The following is a 21,507-nucleotide window of genomic DNA, read 5'->3' as shown; positions in this document are numbered from 1 at the left end:
TTTTCACCCCTCCTTTTCATTATGAATAAAAGATAATGTTATACAGGAATTATTTTTTACAGTAATTTTATTCATTTCATCGATATGACCATGTTTAATATAGGAAAGTAGAGCACGAATCCAAGATCCATGACCAAACACTAAAATATTGTGTAAATCATGATATTTATCTAGAAAAAGAACAATCCTTTCTTCAAAACTTTTTAAACTTTCGCCTAAAATGAGTTCACTTGGTTTTTCAATCCATAGACGGTTATTGTGTTCCACCAATTTTTCCTTCGGTAAACCTTCAAATGGACCGAAATCTAGTTCATCGAGCAATCCTTCTACTTCAGGAACATATCCATAAAGCTGTGCAGTTTGATGTGTCCGTTTCAGCGTACTCGCCAAAACGAGGTCAAAGGGTGCAAATTTTTTTAAAAGCAAACGATTTTCAATAATACCTATTTGAAATTCCTCGGTTAGCTGCGAAATTTCAATATCATTTCTTCCCTGGAGCCATGTTTTTTTATTCCATTCCGTTGGCAAATGCCTGATTAGAGTAAGTTGCATTCAATGTCCTCCAAATAAAAGGTTTCACTCCTTAAGCCAAGGCGTTGTGCCTCGAGTATTAACACATCGATAATTTTTACATTTCCTAAGTTAACATTTGGTCCAATTTCCTTAATAAAATACATTTGATGCTTTGAAGAAGGTGCTTCAAAAATGATCTTGTTTGGATCGATATCTTGAAGTAATTCTTGAATTAAGTCAGTTTTTATTGTCCCACATTTTTCATAAATACCAGAGGTCCCTGAATCTCTTCCTTCCGTAATAACATATTTGCAGCCAGCATTTAGTAAAAGATTGATTTCTTCTCTCCATTCGGAAATTGGCATTTCCTTATCGGCATCCTTTGACCCCACCTCGGCAATTACATGAAATTCATCCTTCAATTCAGAGATGATTTGGAGGCGTTCTCGAAGCGGAATCTCTAAGGTACCATTCGATACCTCAATCCATTCAATCCCCAGATTGCGTAAATACGAAAGATATTCAGGAATTTTATTTTGAAAGTAACTTTTTTCAAATAATGTTCCACCGCAATAGGGCTTTACATTGTAATCCTGATAAAGCTGAACCTTCTTATTTATATTAGGCGTTACATAAGCTGAACCAATCCCCAATTTTGCGATATCGATAATATGACTGTAATCAGCTAAAATATTTTTTAATTCTCCCAGTGGGGTTCCAAAATCGACAACCGACGTCAAACCAAAGGTTCGATTACCGGATGTCCTTTTTGGCAAGGAAAGAAAATCCATAGGGAAAACGCCTCCTCTTTTTTTCTAGGATAGATTATTCACTAAATGGGTGAATGTGTAAATAATGGGCTGATTCCCTCGAAATATAGGCATTTGCCATCTGAATAAACATACGTCTCCTTTCAAACAATAAAAAAAGGCTTCAATCTAATAGTTAGGGGTGTACATCCATTGCCTAAAAAAAAAAATAAAGGCATGACAATATTTGCAATAGGTTCAATTCCGCTAATCTTGGTTTTGGGTAATTCGATGTTGATTCCAATTCTTCCAAAAATGAGGTCAGTTCTCGATATTTCACAATTTAAAGTTAGTTTAATTATTTCTGCTTTTTCGATTGCTGCGGCCATCTCTATTCCTGTTCTTGGCTATTTATCAGATCGGTTTTCGCGAAAAGCAATCATTATACCTGCACTTATTTTATATGGAAGTGGAGGGTTACTTGCGGGCGCAGCCGCAGCTTGGTTTTCAAATGCTTATCTCTGGATTATGGCGGGAAGAATCATGCAGGGAATCGGTGCAGCCGGAACTGCTCCAATTGCAATGGCCTTAACAGGGGATTTGTTTAAAGGCAGCGAACAAAGCAAAGTGCTTGGACTAGTAGAAGCCTCGAATGGTTTTGGAAAGGTCATTAGTCCAATCATAGGTTCTCTCTTAGCTCTTCTCTTTTGGTACGCAGCATTTTTTGCCTTTCCGGTTTTTTGTCTCATATCTGTCCTTTTGACCATATTTTTTATTAAAGAAAAGAAAAAGGAAAAAGAGCCTCCTTCTCTTGGCAAGTATGTAAAAGGGCTTATTTCTGTATTTAGGACAGAGGGACGCTGGCTGTTTGCTACCTATTTAACTGGAGCAGTTTGCTTATTTACCTTATTTGGAATTTTATTTTACATTTCTGATATTCTTGAAAAAGATCATCACATCGATGGTGTCTTAAAAGGAGGAATTCTCGCAATCCCACTTTTATTCATGACGATTACTTCTTACATAACAGGCAGTAAAATAGGAAAAAAAATGAAATTAATGAAAACGTTGATTATCTTAGGACTTTTGTTAATGACTTCTTCTTTCGCATCGCTGATTTTTTTTAAAAAACTAATTCCATTCTTTGCTGTTTTAGTGATCAGCAGTATTGGGACAGGACTAGTACTCCCTTGTATTAACAGCTTTATAACTGGGGCGGTTCCGTCTGACCGGAGAGGCTTTGTCACATCCTTATATGGTTCCGTCAGATTTTTAGGTGTTGCAATTGGCCCACCGATTTTTAGTACGTTAATGGCTTGGTCCCGTACAGGAATGTTTCTAATCACCGCCGGATTAACCTTAATCTGTGCATTTCTTTGCATGTTGTTAATTCATGTAGCAAAGAAAGAACCATCAAAAGAAAGCGACACATTGTTTGAAAAATTACAATTTACTTAAAGCGAAAGTGCCTTCCACAGCGCTGGAGCTAAACGATTAAAAAAGGGATGGGATTTAATTGCAAATTTATTTTTCACCTGAAGTAATTACACCCCAATTTCAAGTATTAAATGTGGTTGATTCCGCTAATAAAGCCGTTGGAAATGTGGCCTTTCTCTTTGACGAAAAAAAGCTCTATGTATATGGAATCTTGGAAGAAGAAGGAGTTGCCGCGGACTTTAAGGATTTAGTTACTCCTTATTTAAAAGGATTGGTAAAAGCAAAGCATGGCTTAGACATTTTCTCATGCCTGTATGTTGGTTGTAAAAAAATTAAGTTAAACGAGGAAGAACAAAAATAAACCTATTTACTTATGGGGCTTAACCTGGTTCATACTAGATTAAGCCCCTTTTTATTTTTAACAACAAAGGTTTGTAACAAGGCATTTATCCACTTCATAATTTAGGGATAAATAATAGATTTAAATAATTTGGAGTGTTTGCCTTATGAGTATCGGCATTATAGTGATGGGGCTTTTTATTGGCATTTTGGTCGGACTTACAGGGGTAGGCGGCGCTGCATTACTCACACCAATCCTGGTTTTATTAGGGATTAATCCAGCAATTGCAGTCGGAACGGACCTTGCCTATAATTCTATAACAAAATTCTTCGGATCTGTTCAACATTGGCGGCAAAAGACGATTAACTTTAGACTTGTGAAATACCTCGCAATTGGCAGTATTCCAAGTACAATCATTGCTGTAGGGACTCTTCATCTTTTCGATGCCTTTTTTCATAATCAAGAACTTGTTATTAAACATGCTTTGGGCTATGTGTTAATATTGGTTGCTTTGACCACCCTGATTAAAACCTTTATCAAGGAAAAATTCAATTGGAATCCCTTTCAAATAAAACCCTTGGAGGAAAAACGTGCTTTGACCATTACAATCGGAGCAATACTGGGTTTTATTGTCGGGCTAACTTCGATTGGGTCGGGCTCATTATTTGCCTTGGCGATGCTATATTTGTATAAAATGACTCCTTCTGAATTAGTTGGAACGGATATTGCTCACGCTTTTTTATTGGTCACTGCCGCTGGCCTAATGCATGCAGGGATTGGGAATGTTGATTATTCATTGATGGTTAATCTTTTGCTTGGTTCCATTCCAGGAGTCCTTTTAGGTAGCACCTTATCCTCAAAATTCCCTGCCAAACCATTACGGACGATCATGGCATTGATTATCTTATTTAGCGGATTTAAGTTGATTTAAAATACGGCTGCACCCAGCCATTTTTCCTTTAAACTTCAAAACATTTTTTTGACCTGTCCTTCTTTTGAAGAATACAACATATACTTTTTTAGATATATTTTTTCTTCGGGAGGCAAAAATGTTTATTTTTCTTGAAAAAGCCGTATTAGGAATGGCATTATTAAGAGTTCTTTCAGGCAGCATCGAAATATTTGCCGCCATTTTAATGATCAGATTTAACTCCGTTGAAAAAGCCTTAATGGTGAATAGTTCTCTTGCACTTGTGGGACCCATTATCTTAATTCTTACCACCACCATTGGCGTTTTAGGAATGGTTGGAAATATTTCGCTTTATAAAATTGCATGGATACTCCTAGGGGTTTGTTTTATTTTAATCGGAGCAATGAAAGGCTAAAACAGTACGCAAGATAATCCTGCGTACTTTTTTTACCCTTTTTTACTGCTGGAAGGATGTATCATAACCATTTCATACAGAACTGAAAAAAATTAATTAATGTAGTTCAACAAGTTCACTTCTTCTCGGACGATTTTTTCTGCCATGTAAGAAATAATATAAGAAGATACAAGCAAAAACAACAATCCCGACACTAAAATACAGCCCCCGGTAGCCAATTAAAGGAACGAAAAAGCCGAGGATGAATGGCCCAATCCCAACTCCGCCATCAACAAAAATGAAAAAGGTCGAAGTTGCCAGCCCCATCCGATTTTTTGGCGATACTTTGATGGAAATCGCTTGGGCACTTGACGAGAATGTTGCATATCCAAGACCGACTAAGGCACCAACAACTAATAGCATTATCCCTTGATGAACCTGGCTAAGCAGGATCAAAGCAACTGCGAAGAATAAAAAGGATGGATACATCACAAAGTTTTCACCTTTTTGATCAAACCATTTGCCGGTAAATGGTCTTGAAATCAGAGTGAAAACAGCGTAAACAATAAAGAAGAAACTTCCGACATCTACTAAATTGATTTCTTTTGCAAAGGAAGTTAAGAATGTAAGGATACTTGAGTACCCAAATCCCACCAATGCACCGATAATCGAAATCGGTATGGCTTTTACTTCAAAGAATTGATGAATCGAGAACCCCTTCATTTTTGCCAATTGTTCCTGCGATAGTTCGACTTTTGGAACATTTAAAAAGAATATCGCAACAAAACTCATGACTAGAAAAATAAGACAAACAATAAAATTCATATTAAAACTTGAATGCTGCATAAGGAACATCCCTAAGAAAGGCCCAATCGCTGCAGCAAGCGTTACACTTAATGCATAATAACCAGTGCCTTCGCCACGTCTTGCATTTGGGATAATTTTCGCAACGATCGTTCCCGTTGCTGTGGAAGCAACCCCCATTGCGGCGCCATTCAAGAAACGATTCACAAGAAGAAAAGTAAGACTGTTTACTGCAAAATATAATAATGTGGTAAGTAAGAATAAGATAAAGCCAATGTATAACATCTTTTTCCAGCCGACACGGTCGATTGATCTTCCGGAAAATAATCGTGCAATCAATGTGCCTACTACAAATATTCCAGAAGCAAGCCCTGCTTGACTTGGAGATGCATGAAATTTCTCTGAAGCGAATATGGTGATGGTTACCATTAATAAATAAAATGTAAAGTAAAGAAAAAAGTTTGCTGTTGAGACAATTAAAAAATCCTTTGTCCATAATTTTGGTTTATTCATCTTTTCTACCTTCTTTAAGAATGTTTTTCCTTAATTTTGGGAGTAATTGAAATGCGGCACTTTGTTCCTCTTTCGAAATCCCGCTCATGACACTGTACTCGAGCTCGGTTATTTTCTGTCTTATAATCTGGTAAAGGTCTTCCCCTAAATCTGTGAGTTGGATCACTTTCTCCCGCTTATCTTTTCCTGGGATGACTTTTATGATGAGCTTCTCCTCTAATCGTTTAACAGCCCTTGTGACCGTAGGCTTTTCCACATTATAATAATTGGAAATATCCACGAGCGTTGACTGCTGATTTTTGTATATATACCAAATAACTTGCCACAAGGAATACGATAGCTCAAATTCTCCAAGTGTCTCATTTAATTTGCTTATAAGAGGACGATATACTCTTAAATATTGTTGGAAAAAACCTTGCATTTTGAAAACACCACATTCCTCGCAAAATTAGTTACCTAAGGTAACTATTAAACACTATACTCTTTTAAAAAAAATTGTCAATCGCTGTGACATAAAAAAAGCACCAATACGGTGCCATTATTTAAAATTTGAATATTTTTTAATTGGACCTTTACTTTCCCCCGCTTGATGGTGATGATCCGAATCCATTTTCGAATTCTTGTCCTTCCATTGATCATAAGTCATACCGTAGGAATCTTCATCGTTTAAATATTTAATATAATCGTTCCCATAAGGATACAACATATAATCACCCCCTTGTTATCAATGTATGCGCTTTCATTTAAATGTGAACAAAAAAACGCCACTTCTTTTGTGACGTTTTAAGCTCATTTATTTTTCTGCCAATGCATTTCTCTTTATTGAACTGTTTAACATATTCCCTTTTCTATACGCCATACCCATAGCTGTTAATAGTAATAGTCCCGTTACAACAAATACAATTTGAACAGGAAAAATTCCACCAATAAAACCGCCAATCATTGGACCGACCATCCCGCCAATTTGATTGGCAGTTTGGTTTAATCCAAAGGCTCTTCCCCTGAAATCGTCTGGTGTTGATTTTACGACAAGCCCATTTAATGCTGGAAATACGGCACAGAAAAACACACCATAAACAAAACGAATGACTGAAAATCCCCAAATTTCTCCGAATAGGATTTGTGCCAATGTTCCAACTCCACCGCCCAGCAGTCCTATGACAAGCACTTTTTGGAAGCCAACCTTGTCCGCCCATCTTCCCCAATAGGGAGCAAACAGGGCACTGGCAATCCCCGGAAGGGAAAATACGATACCTGCTAGTAATGAAGCATCTTCAGAAGAGCTCCCTAATTTCACAATATATAATGGGAGAACCGGTTCAATCGTCATGACCGAACAGCTTGTTACAACGGTTAAGGTAAGAACCATCATTAACGTCCGATTGGTCCATGCCACCTTGAAATCATTTATAACGGATCCCTTCTCTTTACTAGGAGTAAGGTTTTCTTCTTTCACCCAGAAAATAATAAGAAATGAGGCAATAAAGACGAAGATTCCGGCACTAGCAAAAGCTAAGCGATTTCCGACGAGATGAGCAATTCCACCTCCAAGTAATGGTCCAAGAATCCCCCCTGAAGCCGTAGCGGTAGAGATTAAAGAAAGGGCATACCCAATTTTTTCATTTGGTGTATTGGTCCCAATTAATGCGATTGAGCCAGGAATAAAGCCACTCAATAATCCCTGCATTATTCTTAATGCTAAGATCTCATAAGGATTCGTTACGAAGGCCATTAATGTATAGATGACAAAAAGAACAAATCCGGCCCGAATAATCATTGGCTTTCTTCCGTACCGGTCTGCTACCCTCCCCCAGAAAGGAGAAGCGATTGCACCGGCAAAAAAGGCCGAACTAAAAAGCAGTCCTGACCACATTTCTGTATGTTGATGAACGCCAATTTGCAGTAGAAAAAGGGGCAAAAAAGGAATGACCATCGAAAAGCTTGCCGATGTAAAGAAACAGCCTATCCAAAGCACCCATAAATTCCGTTTCCACGTTTCCATTCTAATCGCACTCCCACTTTTTCCTTTGAATGACAAAGATGGAATCCACCTTACATCCGATCGGTTTGATATTGCCATCATAACACAGAGCGGTTTTATTTTCATTCCCGAAATATTAGGGTGTGAAAATTAAGGATAAAAGACTAGGATACATTCCCATAAATAGTTTTTTATAGACAATTATCCCTTTAAAAGGTGGATATTAACTATAAATAATATAGCAACTCCTGAAACCTTTTTATCTTGAATTCTTATTACATCTATTGTTAACTTTAATTATATTGATTATGGCTAATGTCTCATTAGATAGATTGTATAGGAGTGATTTTTATGAATTCGTCACAACCGAATATATTAGTATTTGACCCGAACCACGCTGAAGAATATGCGAACTGCGTACGTGGACATGGTTATAAAGCTGTGAAGGCAGCAGCAACTTACGAGGAAGCAGAAATGTTTTTACCCGGTACTGAGATTATCTTAGGCTGGAAGTTCCCTACCCAACTCCTTCGTACACCAAATGCCTTATCTGTCCGTTGGTTTCAGTCGATAGGCGCAGGTGTGAATGATTTAGTGGCCGATTCTTCCATCCCTGATGATATCCTCCTTACCAGAATTGTCGACCAGTTTGGCACATATATTTCTGAATATATTTTTGCCTATCTTCTACATATTGTTAAGGACATTCCGCGAATGAGACAAGCACAAACAGAACGGAATTGGGATTCCTTTATTTCTGACTCCCTTGCCAGAAAAACCATCGGAATAGCTGGACTGGGATCGATTGGAGCTGAAACCGTCCGTAAGGCTAAAGCATTTGACATGAGGGTTCACGGATTAAGTTTTAGCGGGAGGAATGCCGAAACTGTGGACCAACACTTTACTGCAAACCAATGGACGGATTTTGTTAAAGATCTTGATTACCTTGTCCTAACGCTTCCTTTAACAGAAAAAACCTACCATGTTATCAATCGTGAGATCCTTCTCGCGATGAAGCCTGATAGCTGTCTTGTAAATGTGGGCAGAGGTGCACTGATCGCTGAAAATGATTTACAATCTGTTCTTGAGGAAGGGCACCTGAAAGCAGCAATTCTTGACGTTTTTGAAACAGAGCCACTGCCAAAGGATCATCGTTTTTATTCAATGCCAAATGTCTATATCACTTCGCATTTGTCTGGACCTAGCACTATTGAAGGTGTGACTCAATTTTTTGTTGATAATGTAATAAAATATTTAAATGGACAAACTTTACACGGAATAGTGGATCGAAAACGCGGATATTAAAAAGGGTCTCCCCCATAAGATTGGGGCAGACCCTTTGTTTAATTCAAAAATTTAAATGCGGCATGAACAAAGATGTTAACCGCCATTTCCAATGATTCTTCATCGATCGTAAAACGTGGATGGTGATGGGGATGAATAATTCCTTTTTCAGCATTCCCTGCCCCTATATAGAAAAACGCTCCCGGCGCTTTTTGCTGGAAAGCGGAAAAATCTTCTCCGCCCATATCCGGTTTAATTGGCGCGAGAGCCTTATCCCCGAACAGCTCAAGAACAGTTTCCTCTATCCCCCTAGTAACAACTTCATCATTTACAACAGGGCGGTAGCCATAATTGTAAGAAAAATCATAGTCAGCACCGTGTGCCAGCGTAATCCCCTTTATGATTCGTTCCATTAGAGGCGGGATGGATTCGCGCAGTTTAGCATCAAAGCTGCGGACCGTCCCGCCGATTTCTACAGTATTCGGAATCACATTATGAGCGGTTCCCCCCATGATTTTTGTAACCGAAACAACAAGATTATCGAGTGGATCCGTGTTTCTAGAAACAATATGCTGCAGGTTGCCAACTACTTGTGTAGCAATTGCAATCGCATCAACAGTACAATGCGGCTCCGCAGCATGTCCACCGGCCCCTTTTATTGTAATATCAAAGGTATCCGGCGCAGCCTGCATCTTACCATAGACAATCCCAACCTTGCCTACTTCAATTGGGGACCAAAGATGGGTTCCTATTACGAGGTCAACACCATTCATTACCCCTGCTTCCACCATTTCCTCGGCGCCGCCCGGAAACATTTCTTCCCCATGCTGAAAGAGGAAACGAACCTCCCCTTGGATGCGGTCCTTCATACCCGAAAGTATCTTTGCAGTCCCAAGTAAAATCGCCGTGTGTCCATCATGCCCGCAGGCGTGCATCACCCCGGGAATACTAGATGCAAATTCAAATGTGTTTTCCTCTTGAATCGGCAAGGCATCCATATCAGCTCGGATTGCAAGGACCTTACCCGGCTGTGAACCGATGAGGCGAGCCATCACACTTGTCTTTGTCGGTCGGGAAAGCTCCAAGTTCCCAAAGGATTGGAGTGTTTCGTACACAAATTGTGCCGTTTTTTCTTCATGAAATGATAATTCAGGGTTTTGATGGAGATATCTCCTCCACCCGATTACCTCGTATTTTAGTTGGTTTACTTCATTTTTAAAGGTATTAAGCAGCATCTAATGGACCTCCGCATGATGGAAAATTAAATTGGTTAGAAAATTCACAACTATCACTTTCATTATACGTTAACACATGAGAAAACTAAATAGATTCGAGAAGTCAAAAAAACGGTCACCACATGAAGAATGGGTAACCGTTAATTCATCAAAAATCATACTAAATTTTTATTCAGGCTATTTTTCCGAAGTGCCTGTTTATCACGAATTCTGGTTAGTCGTTTCGTTTTTTGCTTTTCATACAAATAGTAGACTATGAAGTATGAGATAATCCCAAGAACAATACCAAAAATGGTCATTCCAATTAAAACATGGACTCCCCCGTGGAGGATACTGATAATGACACTAAAATCGCCATGCAGTAGTTTTTCAAATGAAAATGGTGTACTTTGTCCAATCTGAACCTTCAATGGAAAGACCGCTTTCCCGAGTTTTTTTGCAAAAGGTAACAGGATCACAGGCAGAAAGGTTAGTTTGCCAATAACATTTCCAATGATTGCAGCCGGAAAAGATCCTTTGGCCAGACGGACAATCGGGATAAATAATATATAGATAAGTGACGCAGATGATATCACCAACATTTCCAAACCAAAGCCAATCGCAAAACCTAATGACACTTTTTTGGCCCCGCCAGGAGAACGAAACAGTTTTAAAAAATTCAACCTAAACGCACGTCCGATTCGTTGAAAAAAATTATATTTCTTTTGCCTTATGTTCATATGAAAAACCTCCTTCGTTGCAGGCCAATTTGACAAAAATCACAAAAATAATAACTTTGTATTAATTATAATCAATTTTCGAGTCAGATTGTCATTATTTTTATATTTTTTAGACAGGAAATTTAATACTTCTTTGGGTTTCAACAACAATCGATCTTATTATTCTTGATAAAAAGTTTTTGGAGCACTATTTTTTGAAGAATTATATGAGATGGGAGCTATTTCGGTTGGGGAACGAATCCGCACTAAGATTGAATCTTAATACCGTTCTATTCATTGAACGGTCCTGATTCAAAGTGTTATAAGCGCTACTGCAAAAAAAGCATTAGATGTATTTTTAACAGGCGACCATAAAAACTCAGGAATTTTTATATGAAGCGTCTGGAGCAGAAGCCCTAATAAAAAAGCATAGATCACCGGATTTTTAAAAATTCTTTGATTGCTAAAAAAATTATATACATAATAAACTCCTATTTTAAAAATCAAAAAGCCCCTATGAAGGAGCTCTTTTGAGGAACTTTTAGAATGGTATAATCGTTAAAACGAGAGCAACTAAAATCATGACAACCGTTGAACCGCAAGCCCATTTTAAGAAGGATCGCTGCAGGTCTCCGAAATCCGCACCAACCATCCCAACTAGTAAATAAGTAGAAGGAACGAGTGGGCTTAAGAGATGGACTGGCAATCCTAATAATGAGGCTCGTCCAATCATCGCTGGGTCAATTCCAAAACCGCTTGCCGCTTTTGCCAACAAAGGCAATACTCCGTAGTAAAATGCATCATTTGACATAAAGAAGGTAAATGGCGCACTAATAATGGCTGTGATCAGCGCAAAGTGTGAACCAAGTGCATCAGGAATATGAGAAATCATGCTGTTTGCCATGGCATCAACCATTTTCGTCCCTGTAAGAATTCCTGTAAAAATACCAGCCGCAAAAACCATTGAAACTACAGATAATGCATTATCAGCATAGTGCATAATACGTTCTTTTTGTTCTTTCAAATTCGGATAATTGATTGTGATCGCAATGGCAAAACCAATCATAAACAAAACAGTTGTTGGAAGTACTTCTTGAATTAAAGCATATAAAAGAATAATCGTAAGAAGGTAGTTTACTAGAATTAATTTTGGACGTTTGAGGTATGCATCCTCAGTTGTAGCTGCCATCTGCGCCATTGTGCTATAATCAATGTCCAATACTCCTATCCGTTTACGCTCTTTTCTTCCAAGACAATATGCCATAAACAATACAAACAACACTCCGCCAATCATACTTGGAATGACTGGAGTAAATACATCTCCCATTTCAAGATGTAATGCCGTCATAACCCTGGCAGTAGGACCCCCCCATGGAAGCAGGTTCATAACTCCGGAAGCTGATACTGCAATCCCCGCTAAGACTAATGGTTTCATCCCAATTCGTTTGTACAATGGGAGCATTGCGGAAATGGTAATCATATAAGTGGTTGTTCCATCTCCATCAAGGGAGATTAATAGTGCAAGTACAGCTGTACCAATTGCTATTTTTACTGGGTCACCCTTCACTACTTTTAAGATTTTTTGAATAATTGGATCGAATACTCCTGCATCAATCATAATTCCGAAAAATAGAATGGCAAATAGAATCATAATTCCTGTTGGTGCCACACTCTTGATCCCTTCTAATGCCATAGGACCCATATCCTTTCCGAACCCGCCGATTAAAGCAAAGGCTACTGGAACGACCATGAGGGCAATCATAGCTGAAAGACGTCTTGTCATAATTAAAACCATGAAAATAATAATCATTAAAAATCCTAAAATTGCTAACATTGTCTTCACCCCTTTTGTTTGTAAATTAATAATAATCAAAATTTTATATGGTGAAAACGTTTCCAAAATAATGTTAATATCGTAAATTAAATTGCATTTTGTACATATTGTTCATGCGAGGAGAATTTTTCCAGTATTATTTTTTTAAAAAGGCTTTGATAAAACTGGATTGTTGATTTCCGCTCCAATCAACTTTGTTTAAAAATCATTATTTTTCTTTAACATTCCTAAAAAATGAAGGACTGCTTTTTTGCAATCCTTCTTACACGGGATAATATTTTCTTTCCGGTCTTCCTACAATTCCATAAACCACTTCCGCCTTCACTTCTTTGATAGCGGATAAATATTCTAAATAACGGCGAGCCGTGATCCGTGATGCACCGATTTCCTGTCCGACTTCTTCTGCAGATAGTCCTCCATTTTTGGAACGTATAACTGCTTTCACTTTTCCAAGCGTAATATCATCAATTCCTTTAGGCAATCCAGCACTTTTCCCTGTTCTTTCCTGTTTTCCTTTTCCAAATAAAAGGTCTACATAATTTTGATTCACCTCTTGTTTGGACATTAACAGGGTGTGTTTTTGAACATATTCCAAAATTACCTCATCAAATCGTTCCCGGTTAACCGGTTTGATTAAATAATTCTCTACTCCATAACTTAATGCTTTTTCAAGAAAAACTTTATCGGTTGCAGCTGTAATCATGATAACCCCCATCATAGGGAAACTCTCACGAATGACTGGCAGGAGTTCAGCCCCGAGCATGTCCGGCATGTACACGTCCAAAAGGAGTAAATCAGGCTGTTCTTTTTTTAGTATTTGCAAGGTTTGATCCCCGTTCAAGGCTTTACCAACCACTTCAATTTCCTTGAATTTCTGTAAAAATTTCTCGTGAATATCTGCAATTCGAAAATCGTCTTCCGTAATCACTACCTTGATCTTATTCAAGTTTTCTCCCCCTCTCGCTATCCTTAGGAAGATACACAGTAAAAACAGTTCCACTCCCTGGACTGCTTTGTACCTCAATCATTCCACCCATCTCTATTACAGCCTTTTCTGCATTTGATAGACCAAATCCTCTCGACTCGGTCCCTTCTTTCGTGGTATAACCCTTTTGAAAGAGAAGCGGTATTTCATTTTCATTGATTCCCTTACCATTATCTGAAATTTCAAAGATGATGTCACTACCAATATCCGTTGCGAAGAATTTAACGGTAGAAGATTCTAACCCATATACCGCCTCAAAGGCATTATCGATTAAATTTCCAAGGATGACAATGAGGTTGGAAAGTTTTATATGGTGCGGTAAGTTTTCCAAATAACTATCAGAAGCAATTTCAAACTGAATCTTCTTTTCCGATGCTTTTCCCAGCTTTCCTAAGAGTATAGCCTGGATTTTTGTATCTTTAATCTGGTTAAAAACAACAGAATTTTGAAATTGCAGTGCCTGTGTTTCCAATTGAATCATTTCGATCGCCTGTTGATGTTCGCCGAGCTGAAGCAGACCAAGCAGCACGTATAATTTATTGGTAAATTCATGTGTCTGCGCACGAAGGTCTTCAGAATAACTTTTAACCTCCGATATCGTGTTTAACATTTGCTCAATTTCAGTTTTATCCCGAAATGATGCAACTACGCCAGTTATTTCATATTGATTGAAAAGAGGTGTGCAGTTTACAATCACTGTTCGGTCCTTCCAGACCATTTCTTTATCAATTTGAGGTGTTCCTGTTTCTAAAACTTCATATAAATAGTCTGAAGGAAATAGTCCATCCACCTTCATGAGTCTTACTGAACCATGAATATTTAGGAGTTTTTTGGCCGGTTGATTCATCATCGTGATGAACCCCTTTTGATTGATGGCCAAAATCCCTTCTTTCACCGCATGCAATACTGCGTTTTTTTCTTTATAAAGCCAGGCAATTTCATAGGGTTCAAGCCCCATTGTATCCTTACGTATATTCCGCCCTAGTAAAATGCTGGCAATTAACGATAGGATGAGAGCGAAGAGTGCTACATACAGAACCTTCGTTACGTTATTCATAATTTGCTGATGGATATCCTCCAGTAAAAATCCTACAGAAACAATCCCAATGATTTCACCTTTTTGATTAAATATAGGTGACTTTCCTCTGATAGATGGCCCGAGCGTCCCCTTTGCCGTAGATACATAATATTCTCCCTTTTGAAGGGCTCTTTCGTTATCTCCGCCCCTCATTTTTTTCCCGAGCTTCGATTTTAGCGGGTGGGAATATCGGGTTCCCTCTTTATTTCCTATTACAACAAATTCAGCACCGGTCTCTTTGCGAATTTTTTCAGCTAGCGGCTCAATGGTTTGCGATGGATTTTTTGATTGAAAAGCCTCGATAATAGTCGGAATAAAGGATACCGTTTTTGAAATTTCCAGTGCCATTCTACCCCGGTTTTCTTCGATTTGTTTACTTTCCATGTAGCTGTAAAAAGCCGTCAGCAGCACGATTAATAATAATCCCAGTGACAGTACCAGCCCAAAGATTTTCGTCTGCAGAGATATTTTTATTGTGTTCAGGCAGGATCCCCCCATACAAAAATGCGAATTCTATTCTACATTATAGCGGTATTTTGGGGAGTTTTCCTTTTTGAAAAGTTATTTATACTTATTGTTGTTTCGTAGATTATGTTTTTTATGAACACAATTTCGTTATTTACTGAACATAAAAAGGGATAAATCATATAATAAATAATAGTACCGAGGAATGGAGGAAATTTGAATGCCTTCAGTCATTAATTTAGGAGTATTAAATGTTAACACTCCCCAACAAAACGCCAATGTATCAATCGGTGAATCCATTATTACAGGGATGGATTCCAACAGAAAATTTAATCAAGGTTTTGGTAGTACCTTTGGCTTTTTTAATGTCCTTACACTAAATGTTGCGAATAATTTGGATAACTTGGATGGAATTGATGGAGTAATCTTTGACCAAGATATTAAACCAAATTTTGGTGCAAATATATAAATTTCAAAAGAAAAAAACCTTTCATGAAAGGTTTTTTTCCGCTTTATCAGTTGGAGCTTTATCCATTTTATCACTAGGCTTCTTTTTATTTTGGTCCTCCTGCATAGTAGTTAACGAAGCGCTTGAATGAGATAAATTATTTCGGTCCCCGTGGATGTTTCCTAACCCTTGGCTATGTTTTTTATTGCTTTTAAAATCTTCAATAAAATTATTTCCGATACTAAAACATGACGCCTCACCAATACTCCCGATTTTGATGGTTCCAATATGAACAGATGGAGATAAAAAAGAGGAACCCATCGTTTAATCAGCCTCCCCCTTCTCTTTGGTGTTTGCCCAAAAATTTTCCACCACTATATTTTCCTTACCTGACAACGTTCCAATTACTTCAGTAACTGTCTGATCGCTTCGAAATTTTTTAATCATATTCTTTTCCCCTAAAAATACACCAGCAGAATTTTTCATATTTGCAATGGTTACATGGTCAAAACGAATATTCACCGCTATTCCCCTTTTTCCATTTTTATTAGCCTATTCCGTTCCTGAGCTAATGACACAAACCGCTATTAAAAAAGTGGGTATTTATCACCTAATCTTCATTCAGGTCATACAGTAGAGCAGAAATGAAAAAAATGTGGTGAGAAAATGTTAAAATCTTCACAATTTCAATTTACAGGAAATATTAATGTCCAAACCATGGAGCGGCAGGCAGGCATCTTTATCGCTGAAAAAAATACTGCGATTGGCTGGAATGCGCATGGGAAGGAAAATAAAGTGTTTGGTGATGTTAGCGGGGAATATAATTTTCTCTTGTATAATACCTCTATTTTGAATGATCCGGATTTTATTGATACGCCCATTGATGACCGGGATATCAATTTTTCATTTGAGACTCCTGGTAATGAAAATGAATCGAATATTAGCCTTGATTCTGTTAATGTGACAACGATGCTCAATAATTCCTCCCTATTTGTCGGGAAAGGTCAGATAAATGGAATCGATGCAAATCAAAAACAAAATGTATCACACGGTAATACGTATGGAAATATGAATCATATTACTAAAAATTTAAGTATTAATAATGATCCGGATATGATTGATGCAATTATCGATGATCAAGATATCAAAATCGCCAATACCAATTGGGAATAATTAGAGTTTATTTTGAAAACGATACCCTTTTGGAGTTTTCATTATTTTTTGTTCATCATCGGAAGCAGTTTCTACCATTACTTCCTTTTCGTTTTCTTTCTCTATTTTTTGAATTATGGATTTGGCTAATTCTTCTGAGCCGCTAATATTATTACCAATCAATAATTTCCCGCTTAATTCGTCAATTTCAATTTTCTCAAGCTGAAAATTAATGTTCTCTAAATGATCAATTTGTACATGTTCAAGGTGGATATTTCCACCTTGTTTTTCTTCCTTTAATGTTTCTTGTTGTTGTGTTTCAAGGAGTTCAATAATTCGATCTAGTTTTGTCAGAATATGTGGTAAATGAGGGGATGCCTGTTTTACTTCCTTTTTTTTTCTAAATGAAAAAAATTTAAACATCAACTCCCCCCCCCTACTGAAATGCCCTATGTTAAAACTTATGCGGTAGATAAAGGATTATTAGTAGTTGTTAATTCTGTTACATACTACGATTATACCGTGATAATTCAATTACCATTGCACCCATTCTTTCATTTTCAGGTACAATCACTCGCGTTACTCCTTCTTCTTTTAGCGCCTCCGCGGTCACCTTTCCGACCGCAACAGCAAGAGTATTAGACTGAAAAGCAGTCACAATCTCATCGACTAAGCCCTTCCCTTTTGCAAAATCAAAAAGGGAACGGACTTGATTTGCAGTTGTAAAACAGACAGCATCCAGTTTGTTTGCTAACAACTCATCACAGATTGTTGTAACGGTTTCTGTCTCAGGCGCAATATGTTTATAGGGAAGAAGTTTAGTGACGATTGCCCCCCTATCCTCCAGAAACTTGGTCAATGTGGGCGCTTGTTCGCCATGGAGCTGAACCATTACTTTTTTACCAGAGAAATCAAATCCTTCTAGTGATTGAATTAATCCCCGAGTTGTCCCATCCTGGTCTACGGCTATAGGGTTAACCCCAAGCTCTTTTAATGATGATAATGTTTTATAACCTCTAGAAGCCGCTTTTGCCTGACGAATAATCTGTAAAAACTCATTTTCAACATCCAATTTTTTAGCCAATTCATATAGAGTGTTTGTGCCCATTCCTGTTGTAAAAATCACCCAATCCGCTCCGTCGCGAACAAACCTTTGTAAATCCGGCTCCACTTCTTTTTCCGATAAAAGAACCGTCCCTTGTAATGGCCGTACAAGCGGGATACCGCCTTGTTTTTTAATAAGCGTGCTGATTTCTTCTGTTTTCCTTGATCCAGCTATTGCAATACGCTTCCCCAATAAATCTTTTTCCATCTATATATCCTCTTTTCAACTAGGTATTTAAAGAAATTATATCCACAAAGTCTGCTATTGACCAAGCAATAAATCCGAAGTATAATACAAACATAAGTTTAATTATTAAACAAATGTTTAAATCTTAAACCATCAATGGGAGGCACATACTTTGAAAAAGCGTAAAATTGGAATGGCCTTATCACTTGTACTGGCTACGGGTACCCTATTAGGTGCGTGTGGTAAAAGTAACGAGAACGAAACTGCGAAAGGAAAAAGTTTCTCTGTAGCAATGGTTACGGATATCGGTGGTGTCGATGATAAATCCTTTAACCAGTCTTCTTGGGAAGGTCTTGAAAACTTCGGTAAAAAAAATGGTCTGACAAAAGGTAAAGGTGGTTATGATTACCTTCAATCCCAATCAGATGCAGATTATACGACAAACCTAAATACACTTGTTCGTCAAGGGTTTGACCTCGTATACGGGATTGGTTTCTTAATGCCGAATGCCGTGGAAGAAATTGCCAAACAACAAAAAGATACCGAATTTGCCATCGTCGATGCTGAAGTTAAACAGCCAAACACTGCAAGTATTCTTTTTAAAGAGCAAGAAGCAGGATTCCTTGCTGGTATAGCTGCTGCTAATACTACAAAATCTAACCATATTGGATTTATTGGTGGGATGAAAATACCAGTAACCGAACGATTTGAAGCTGGTTACGTTGCTGGTGTTAAGGCTGCAAATCCAGCTGTAAAAATCGATGTTCAATATGCAGGTGCATTTGACAAAGCCGAAGTTGGCCAAGCGATCGCTGCTAAAATGTATTCTACTGGGGCTGATGTAATCTTTCACGCTGCAGGAGCAACTGGTGTTGGTCTGTTCAAGGAAGCCAATGATCTGAAGAAAAAAGACCCAAACAAACAAATTTGGGTAATTGGAGTGGACCGAGACCAGTCTGACATGGGACAGGAAGTTGTTCTTACATCTGCACTTAAACGTGTTGATGTAGCGGTACAAGACCTTTCTCAGAAGGCCAAAGATGGAAATTTCCCTGGCGGCAAGGTTGTATTATATGGTTTAGCCGAAGATGGTGTTGGTTTAGCACCGATTAATGCAAAAGCTCCTAACAAAGCAAAAATTGATGCAACTGTCAAAGAATGGGTTAAAAAGATTAAATCTGGTGAAGTAAAAGTTCCTGAAACTCTGAAAGAAGCAAATACCTTCAGTACAAAATAATCGTACTGTTTAGGAACGAGGTGAGTTTGGTGCCTGAAAAAATGAATGAGAAAGAACAATTAATTTTGGATTTAATTCGAAAAAACCCTTATGTTTCGCAGCAAGAGCTTGCTGAAACTTTGGGTTTGTCCAGGCCCTCCGTTGCTAATATGATCTCCGGATTAACCAAAAAAGGAAAGATTATAGGCAGGGCCTATATTTTAAGTGAATCACAAGAAGTGATTTGTATCGGTGGTGCAAATATTGACCGAAAATTTCATACGAAAGAGAAAGCTCAGTTAGGCACTTCTAATCCGATTTATGCTACTCAGAATGCAGGCGGGGTTGCTCGGAATATTGCTGAAAACCTTGGACGGCTTGGGATGGGAATCTCCCTTATTTCTGCAAGCGGAACCGATAAAGACTGGTCGTTTATTGAGGATGCATCCTCTTTATACATGAACCTGGAAACGGTTGTACAATTTCCTGAAAAATCTACTGGTTCTTACACGGCTGTCTTAGACCCGAACGGAGAATTAATTATCGCCTTAGCAGATATGGAAGTATACGAATCCATCACACCTGATTTACTACTTAAACAGGATGCTTTATTAAGCCGAGCAAAATGTATTGTAGTTGATTTAAACTGTCCGAAAGAATCGATTCAATTTCTGTGTCAATTTGCAAAAGGCCATAACATACCGATAGCGCTCATACCCGTTTCATCCCCAAAAATGAGCCGCTTACCAAATGATTTAACTGGAGTCACCTGGTTAATTACAAACCGGGATGAATCAGAAATGTATTTTCAAGCTGAAATCAAAAATATTGAAGATTGGAAGAAAGCATTAGAAAATTGGTTGGCACTTGGAATATCCAATGTGATTATTACCAATGGTAAAAAAGGATCGATGATCGGTAATAAAGAGGAAGGAATTTTTCATGTTCCTTCCTTTGAACTAAAGGAAATTATCGATGTTACAGGTGCAGGTGATGCATTCTCTTCTGCTGTCATTCATACATGGCTAGAAGGGAAATCATTACCGGAAATTGCAAAAGCCGGCAATGTGAATGCCGCCAAAACCCTGCAATCCCCTTATACTGTCCGTCAGGATTTATCTGCAGAACAACTACAAAAAGACATGGAGGAATTATCATGAAACAATATATTGAATTATCTGAAGAAGTTCGTACAGCTAAGGAACAAGGAAAACCAATCGTAGCATTAGAATCAACCATTATTTCACACGGTATGCCTTACCCGCAAAATGTTCAAACCGCGCGTGAAGTGGAACAAATTGTCCGTGATAACGGTGCCGTGCCGGCAACCATTGCAATCGTGGATGGAAAGATTAAAATCGGTCTATCCGATGAAGAGTTAGAAATGTTCGGTAAAAGCTCAGATGTAGCAAAAGCATCAAGACGTGATTTGGCCTATTTAATTGCCACAAAAAAACTAGGAGCAACAACTGTTGCTGCAACGATGATTTGTGCGGAGGCAGCGGGAATTAATATCTTTGTTACTGGTGGTATTGGCGGTGTTCACCGTGGTGCCGAAACAACTATGGATATCTCGGCTGACCTCGAAGAACTTGGACAAACAAACGTAGCCGTTATTTGCGCTGGTGCTAAATCTATTCTAGATTTGGGTCTTACAATGGAATATCTTGAAACAAAAGGTGTACCGGTGATTGGCTATCAAACAGATGTCCTTCCTGCCTTCTATACCCGTACAAGTGAATTCCCGCTGAATTTACGCTCAGATGATGTGGAAACCATTGCTTCTACGTTAAAAGTAAAATGGGATTTGAATCTTAAAGGCGGAGCTGTTATTGCCAACCCGATTCCTGAAGAATATGCAATGGATGAAGAAACGATTAATAGTGTAATCGAAACCGCATTAAAAGAAGCTGAAGAAAAACATATTTCCGGTAAAAATGTAACACCATTCATGCTTGGGAAAGTAAAAGAATTAACTGAAGGAAAAAGTTTAGATGCAAACATTGCTCTTGTGAAAAACAATGCTGTTGTCGGAGCTAAAATAGCAGTAAGTTTTAATACAATGAAATAATAGCTTTCGTTTAGCTTGTAGACAAATCTAGGTTCTAGATACGTCTACAAGCTTTTTATATTTTTTATCCCAAAGACTGTTCGAATACTTTTTCTAATTAGAGGGAAAA

Annotated in this window: 25 protein-coding genes; 10 read left to right on the top strand and 15 right to left on the bottom strand. The window is 38.1% G+C overall.

Annotation, left to right across the window (positions count from 1 at the left end; all coding sequences use genetic code 11):
* Nucleotides 1–3: 3 nt before the first annotated feature.
* Together M028_RS0118050 and M028_RS0118045 are read right to left on the bottom strand one after the other, a co-directional pair.
* Nucleotides 4–552 carry a histidine phosphatase family protein gene (locus M028_RS0118050; RefSeq protein ID WP_026575110.1) on the bottom strand — a complete coding sequence of 183 codons (549 nt, stop codon included), beginning with the start codon at nucleotides 550–552 and terminating at the stop codon, nucleotides 4–6.
* Nucleotides 537–1,304, bottom strand: a complete 768-nt coding sequence (locus M028_RS0118045; RefSeq protein WP_026575109.1) for a phosphosulfolactate synthase — start codon at nucleotides 1,302–1,304, stop codon at nucleotides 537–539. The genes M028_RS0118050 and M028_RS0118045 overlap by 16 nt, the downstream gene beginning before the upstream one ends.
* A 195-nt stretch (nucleotides 1,305–1,499) precedes the next feature.
* Between M028_RS0118045 and M028_RS0118040 the strand changes: the two genes are divergently transcribed.
* The 4 genes from M028_RS0118040 to M028_RS0118025 all read left to right on the top strand — a co-directional run bounded on the left by M028_RS0118040 (nucleotide 1,500) and on the right by M028_RS0118025 (nucleotide 4,364).
* The gene (locus M028_RS0118040; RefSeq protein ID WP_231510868.1) at nucleotides 1,500–2,720 is read left to right on the top strand and encodes an MFS transporter; all 1,221 of its coding nucleotides are present in this window, start codon (nucleotides 1,500–1,502) and stop codon (nucleotides 2,718–2,720) included.
* 58 nt (nucleotides 2,721–2,778) lie between these two features.
* Nucleotides 2,779–3,060, top strand: a complete 282-nt coding sequence (locus M028_RS0118035) for a hypothetical protein (RefSeq protein WP_026575107.1) — start codon at nucleotides 2,779–2,781, stop codon at nucleotides 3,058–3,060.
* A 145-nt stretch (nucleotides 3,061–3,205) separates the two neighbouring features.
* Nucleotides 3,206–3,970 (top strand): sulfite exporter TauE/SafE family protein, encoded by a 765-nt coding sequence (locus M028_RS0118030; protein WP_026575106.1) that lies wholly within the window; start codon nucleotides 3,206–3,208, stop codon nucleotides 3,968–3,970.
* 118 nt (nucleotides 3,971–4,088) lie between these two features.
* The gene (locus M028_RS0118025) at nucleotides 4,089–4,364 is read left to right on the top strand and encodes a YqhV family protein (RefSeq protein ID WP_026575105.1); all 276 of its coding nucleotides are present in this window, start codon (nucleotides 4,089–4,091) and stop codon (nucleotides 4,362–4,364) included.
* 96 nt (nucleotides 4,365–4,460) lie between these two features.
* Here M028_RS0118025 and M028_RS0118020 read toward each other — a convergent pair whose 3' ends face one another.
* From M028_RS0118020 to M028_RS30365, 4 genes are all read right to left on the bottom strand, one after another.
* Nucleotides 4,461–5,660, bottom strand: a complete 1,200-nt coding sequence (locus M028_RS0118020; RefSeq protein WP_026575104.1) for an MFS transporter — start codon at nucleotides 5,658–5,660, stop codon at nucleotides 4,461–4,463.
* Nucleotides 5,653–6,081, bottom strand: a complete 429-nt coding sequence (locus M028_RS0118015) for a MarR family winged helix-turn-helix transcriptional regulator (protein ID WP_026575103.1) — start codon at nucleotides 6,079–6,081, stop codon at nucleotides 5,653–5,655. The genes M028_RS0118020 and M028_RS0118015 overlap by 8 nt, the downstream gene beginning before the upstream one ends.
* Before the next feature lie 117 nt (nucleotides 6,082–6,198).
* On the bottom strand, nucleotides 6,199–6,366 hold the full coding sequence (locus tag M028_RS32905) for a hypothetical protein (protein ID WP_155925644.1): 168 nt from the start codon (nucleotides 6,364–6,366) through the stop codon (nucleotides 6,199–6,201).
* Between the two features lie 87 nt (nucleotides 6,367–6,453).
* Nucleotides 6,454–7,662 carry an MFS transporter gene (locus M028_RS30365; protein WP_035424361.1) on the bottom strand — a complete coding sequence of 403 codons (1,209 nt, stop codon included), beginning with the start codon at nucleotides 7,660–7,662 and terminating at the stop codon, nucleotides 6,454–6,456.
* Nucleotides 7,663–7,992: 330 nt separating this feature from the next.
* On the opposite strand from M028_RS30365, the gene M028_RS0118000 reads away from it, so the two are divergent.
* Nucleotides 7,993–8,946, top strand: a complete 954-nt coding sequence (locus M028_RS0118000) for a D-2-hydroxyacid dehydrogenase (protein ID WP_026575102.1) — start codon at nucleotides 7,993–7,995, stop codon at nucleotides 8,944–8,946.
* 38 nt (nucleotides 8,947–8,984) lie between these two features.
* Here M028_RS0118000 and M028_RS0117995 read toward each other — a convergent pair whose 3' ends face one another.
* The 5 genes from M028_RS0117995 to M028_RS0117970 form a co-directional block, all read right to left on the bottom strand.
* On the bottom strand, nucleotides 8,985–10,160 hold the full coding sequence (locus M028_RS0117995; RefSeq protein ID WP_026575101.1) for a M20 family metallopeptidase: 1,176 nt from the start codon (nucleotides 10,158–10,160) through the stop codon (nucleotides 8,985–8,987).
* Nucleotides 10,161–10,315: 155 nt separating this feature from the next.
* Nucleotides 10,316–10,879, bottom strand: a complete 564-nt coding sequence (locus M028_RS30360; RefSeq protein ID WP_035424195.1) for a DUF2062 domain-containing protein — start codon at nucleotides 10,877–10,879, stop codon at nucleotides 10,316–10,318.
* 520 nt (nucleotides 10,880–11,399) lie between these two features.
* Nucleotides 11,400–12,692 (bottom strand): CitMHS family transporter, encoded by a 1,293-nt coding sequence (locus M028_RS0117980; RefSeq protein ID WP_026575099.1) that lies wholly within the window; start codon nucleotides 12,690–12,692, stop codon nucleotides 11,400–11,402.
* A gap of 262 nt (nucleotides 12,693–12,954) precedes the next feature.
* Nucleotides 12,955–13,638: a response regulator gene (locus M028_RS0117975; protein WP_026575098.1), complete on the bottom strand. Its 684-nt coding sequence runs from the start codon at nucleotides 13,636–13,638 to the stop codon at nucleotides 12,955–12,957.
* On the bottom strand, nucleotides 13,631–15,253 hold the full coding sequence (locus M028_RS0117970) for an ATP-binding protein (RefSeq protein WP_035424194.1): 1,623 nt from the start codon (nucleotides 15,251–15,253) through the stop codon (nucleotides 13,631–13,633). Before M028_RS0117970 ends, M028_RS0117975 begins: the two co-directional genes overlap by 8 nt.
* Nucleotides 15,254–15,440: 187 nt before the next feature.
* Between M028_RS0117970 and M028_RS0117965 the strand changes: the two genes are divergently transcribed.
* The gene (locus M028_RS0117965) at nucleotides 15,441–15,689 is read left to right on the top strand and encodes a hypothetical protein (protein ID WP_026575096.1); all 249 of its coding nucleotides are present in this window, start codon (nucleotides 15,441–15,443) and stop codon (nucleotides 15,687–15,689) included.
* A gap of 21 nt (nucleotides 15,690–15,710) precedes the next feature.
* Here M028_RS0117965 and M028_RS30355 read toward each other — a convergent pair whose 3' ends face one another.
* Both M028_RS30355 and M028_RS0117955 read right to left on the bottom strand, forming a co-directional pair.
* The gene (locus M028_RS30355) at nucleotides 15,711–15,989 is read right to left on the bottom strand and encodes a hypothetical protein (RefSeq protein ID WP_035424193.1); all 279 of its coding nucleotides are present in this window, start codon (nucleotides 15,987–15,989) and stop codon (nucleotides 15,711–15,713) included.
* Nucleotides 15,990–15,992: 3 nt separating this feature from the next.
* Nucleotides 15,993–16,190, bottom strand: a complete 198-nt coding sequence (locus tag M028_RS0117955; protein ID WP_026575095.1) for a hypothetical protein — start codon at nucleotides 16,188–16,190, stop codon at nucleotides 15,993–15,995.
* 144 nt (nucleotides 16,191–16,334) lie between these two features.
* On the opposite strand from M028_RS0117955, the gene M028_RS30350 reads away from it, so the two are divergent.
* Nucleotides 16,335–16,841, top strand: coding sequence for a hypothetical protein (locus M028_RS30350; protein WP_035424192.1), 507 nt, complete (start codon nucleotides 16,335–16,337; stop codon nucleotides 16,839–16,841).
* Here the strand turns inward: M028_RS30350 and M028_RS0117945 are convergent, their stop codons facing one another.
* Nucleotides 16,842–17,243, bottom strand: a complete 402-nt coding sequence (locus M028_RS0117945) for a hypothetical protein (protein WP_026575094.1) — start codon at nucleotides 17,241–17,243, stop codon at nucleotides 16,842–16,844.
* A gap of 79 nt (nucleotides 17,244–17,322) precedes the next feature.
* On the bottom strand, nucleotides 17,323–18,132 hold the full coding sequence (locus M028_RS0117940; protein ID WP_026575093.1) for a uroporphyrinogen-III synthase: 810 nt from the start codon (nucleotides 18,130–18,132) through the stop codon (nucleotides 17,323–17,325).
* Between the two features lie 151 nt (nucleotides 18,133–18,283).
* Between M028_RS0117940 and M028_RS0117935 the strand changes: the two genes are divergently transcribed.
* From M028_RS0117935 to M028_RS0117925, 3 genes are read left to right on the top strand one after another with little or no spacing between them, the layout of a single operon-like run.
* On the top strand, nucleotides 18,284–19,348 hold the full coding sequence (locus M028_RS0117935) for a BMP family lipoprotein (RefSeq protein ID WP_026575092.1): 1,065 nt from the start codon (nucleotides 18,284–18,286) through the stop codon (nucleotides 19,346–19,348).
* Between the two features lie 41 nt (nucleotides 19,349–19,389).
* Nucleotides 19,390–20,487: a carbohydrate kinase gene (locus M028_RS0117930; protein ID WP_026575091.1), complete on the top strand. Its 1,098-nt coding sequence runs from the start codon at nucleotides 19,390–19,392 to the stop codon at nucleotides 20,485–20,487.
* Nucleotides 20,484–21,398 (top strand): pseudouridine-5'-phosphate glycosidase, encoded by a 915-nt coding sequence (locus tag M028_RS0117925; protein WP_026575090.1) that lies wholly within the window; start codon nucleotides 20,484–20,486, stop codon nucleotides 21,396–21,398. Before M028_RS0117930 ends, M028_RS0117925 begins: the two co-directional genes overlap by 4 nt.
* The last annotated feature ends 109 nt before the right edge of the window (nucleotides 21,399–21,507 follow it).

This window comes from Bacillus sp. UNC438CL73TsuS30, assembly GCF_000482325.1.
Taxonomy (GTDB): domain Bacteria; phylum Bacillota; class Bacilli; order Bacillales; family Cytobacillaceae; genus Neobacillus.
Note: the sequence above shows the minus strand (reverse complement) of the source record. Positions and strands in the feature narration are given on the sequence as shown.

What these genes read in the sequence shown, in the direction of transcription:
- M028_RS0118050 (WP_026575110.1), bottom strand. Translation starts at nt 552, where the DNA reads ATGCAACTTACTCTAATCAGGCATTTGCCAACGGAATGGAATAAAAAA.
- M028_RS0118045 (WP_026575109.1), bottom strand. Translation starts at nt 1,304, where the DNA reads ATGGATTTTCTTTCCTTGCCAAAAAGGACATCCGGTAATCGAACCTTT.
- M028_RS0118040 (WP_231510868.1), top strand. Translation starts at nt 1,500, where the DNA reads ATGACAATATTTGCAATAGGTTCAATTCCGCTAATCTTGGTTTTGGGT.
- M028_RS0118030 (WP_026575106.1), top strand. Translation starts at nt 3,206, where the DNA reads ATGAGTATCGGCATTATAGTGATGGGGCTTTTTATTGGCATTTTGGTC.
- M028_RS0118025 (WP_026575105.1), top strand. Translation starts at nt 4,089, where the DNA reads ATGTTTATTTTTCTTGAAAAAGCCGTATTAGGAATGGCATTATTAAGA.
- M028_RS0118020 (WP_026575104.1), bottom strand. Translation starts at nt 5,660, where the DNA reads ATGAATAAACCAAAATTATGGACAAAGGATTTTTTAATTGTCTCAACA.
- M028_RS0118015 (WP_026575103.1), bottom strand. Translation starts at nt 6,081, where the DNA reads ATGCAAGGTTTTTTCCAACAATATTTAAGAGTATATCGTCCTCTTATA.
- M028_RS32905 (WP_155925644.1), bottom strand. Translation starts at nt 6,366, where the DNA reads ATGTTGTATCCTTATGGGAACGATTATATTAAATATTTAAACGATGAA.
- M028_RS30365 (WP_035424361.1), bottom strand. Translation starts at nt 7,662, where the DNA reads ATGGAAACGTGGAAACGGAATTTATGGGTGCTTTGGATAGGCTGTTTC.
- M028_RS0118000 (WP_026575102.1), top strand. Translation starts at nt 7,993, where the DNA reads ATGAATTCGTCACAACCGAATATATTAGTATTTGACCCGAACCACGCT.
- M028_RS0117995 (WP_026575101.1), bottom strand. Translation starts at nt 10,160, where the DNA reads ATGCTGCTTAATACCTTTAAAAATGAAGTAAACCAACTAAAATACGAG.
- M028_RS30360 (WP_035424195.1), bottom strand. Translation starts at nt 10,879, where the DNA reads ATGAACATAAGGCAAAAGAAATATAATTTTTTTCAACGAATCGGACGT.
- M028_RS0117980 (WP_026575099.1), bottom strand. Translation starts at nt 12,692, where the DNA reads ATGTTAGCAATTTTAGGATTTTTAATGATTATTATTTTCATGGTTTTA.
- M028_RS0117970 (WP_035424194.1), bottom strand. Translation starts at nt 15,253, where the DNA reads ATGGGGGGATCCTGCCTGAACACAATAAAAATATCTCTGCAGACGAAA.
- M028_RS0117965 (WP_026575096.1), top strand. Translation starts at nt 15,441, where the DNA reads ATGCCTTCAGTCATTAATTTAGGAGTATTAAATGTTAACACTCCCCAA.
- M028_RS30355 (WP_035424193.1), bottom strand. Translation starts at nt 15,989, where the DNA reads ATGGGTTCCTCTTTTTTATCTCCATCTGTTCATATTGGAACCATCAAA.
- M028_RS30350 (WP_035424192.1), top strand. Translation starts at nt 16,335, where the DNA reads ATGTTAAAATCTTCACAATTTCAATTTACAGGAAATATTAATGTCCAA.
- M028_RS0117945 (WP_026575094.1), bottom strand. Translation starts at nt 17,243, where the DNA reads ATGTTTAAATTTTTTTCATTTAGAAAAAAAAAGGAAGTAAAACAGGCA.
- M028_RS0117940 (WP_026575093.1), bottom strand. Translation starts at nt 18,132, where the DNA reads ATGGAAAAAGATTTATTGGGGAAGCGTATTGCAATAGCTGGATCAAGG.
- M028_RS0117930 (WP_026575091.1), top strand. Translation starts at nt 19,390, where the DNA reads ATGAATGAGAAAGAACAATTAATTTTGGATTTAATTCGAAAAAACCCT.
- M028_RS0117925 (WP_026575090.1), top strand. Translation starts at nt 20,484, where the DNA reads ATGAAACAATATATTGAATTATCTGAAGAAGTTCGTACAGCTAAGGAA.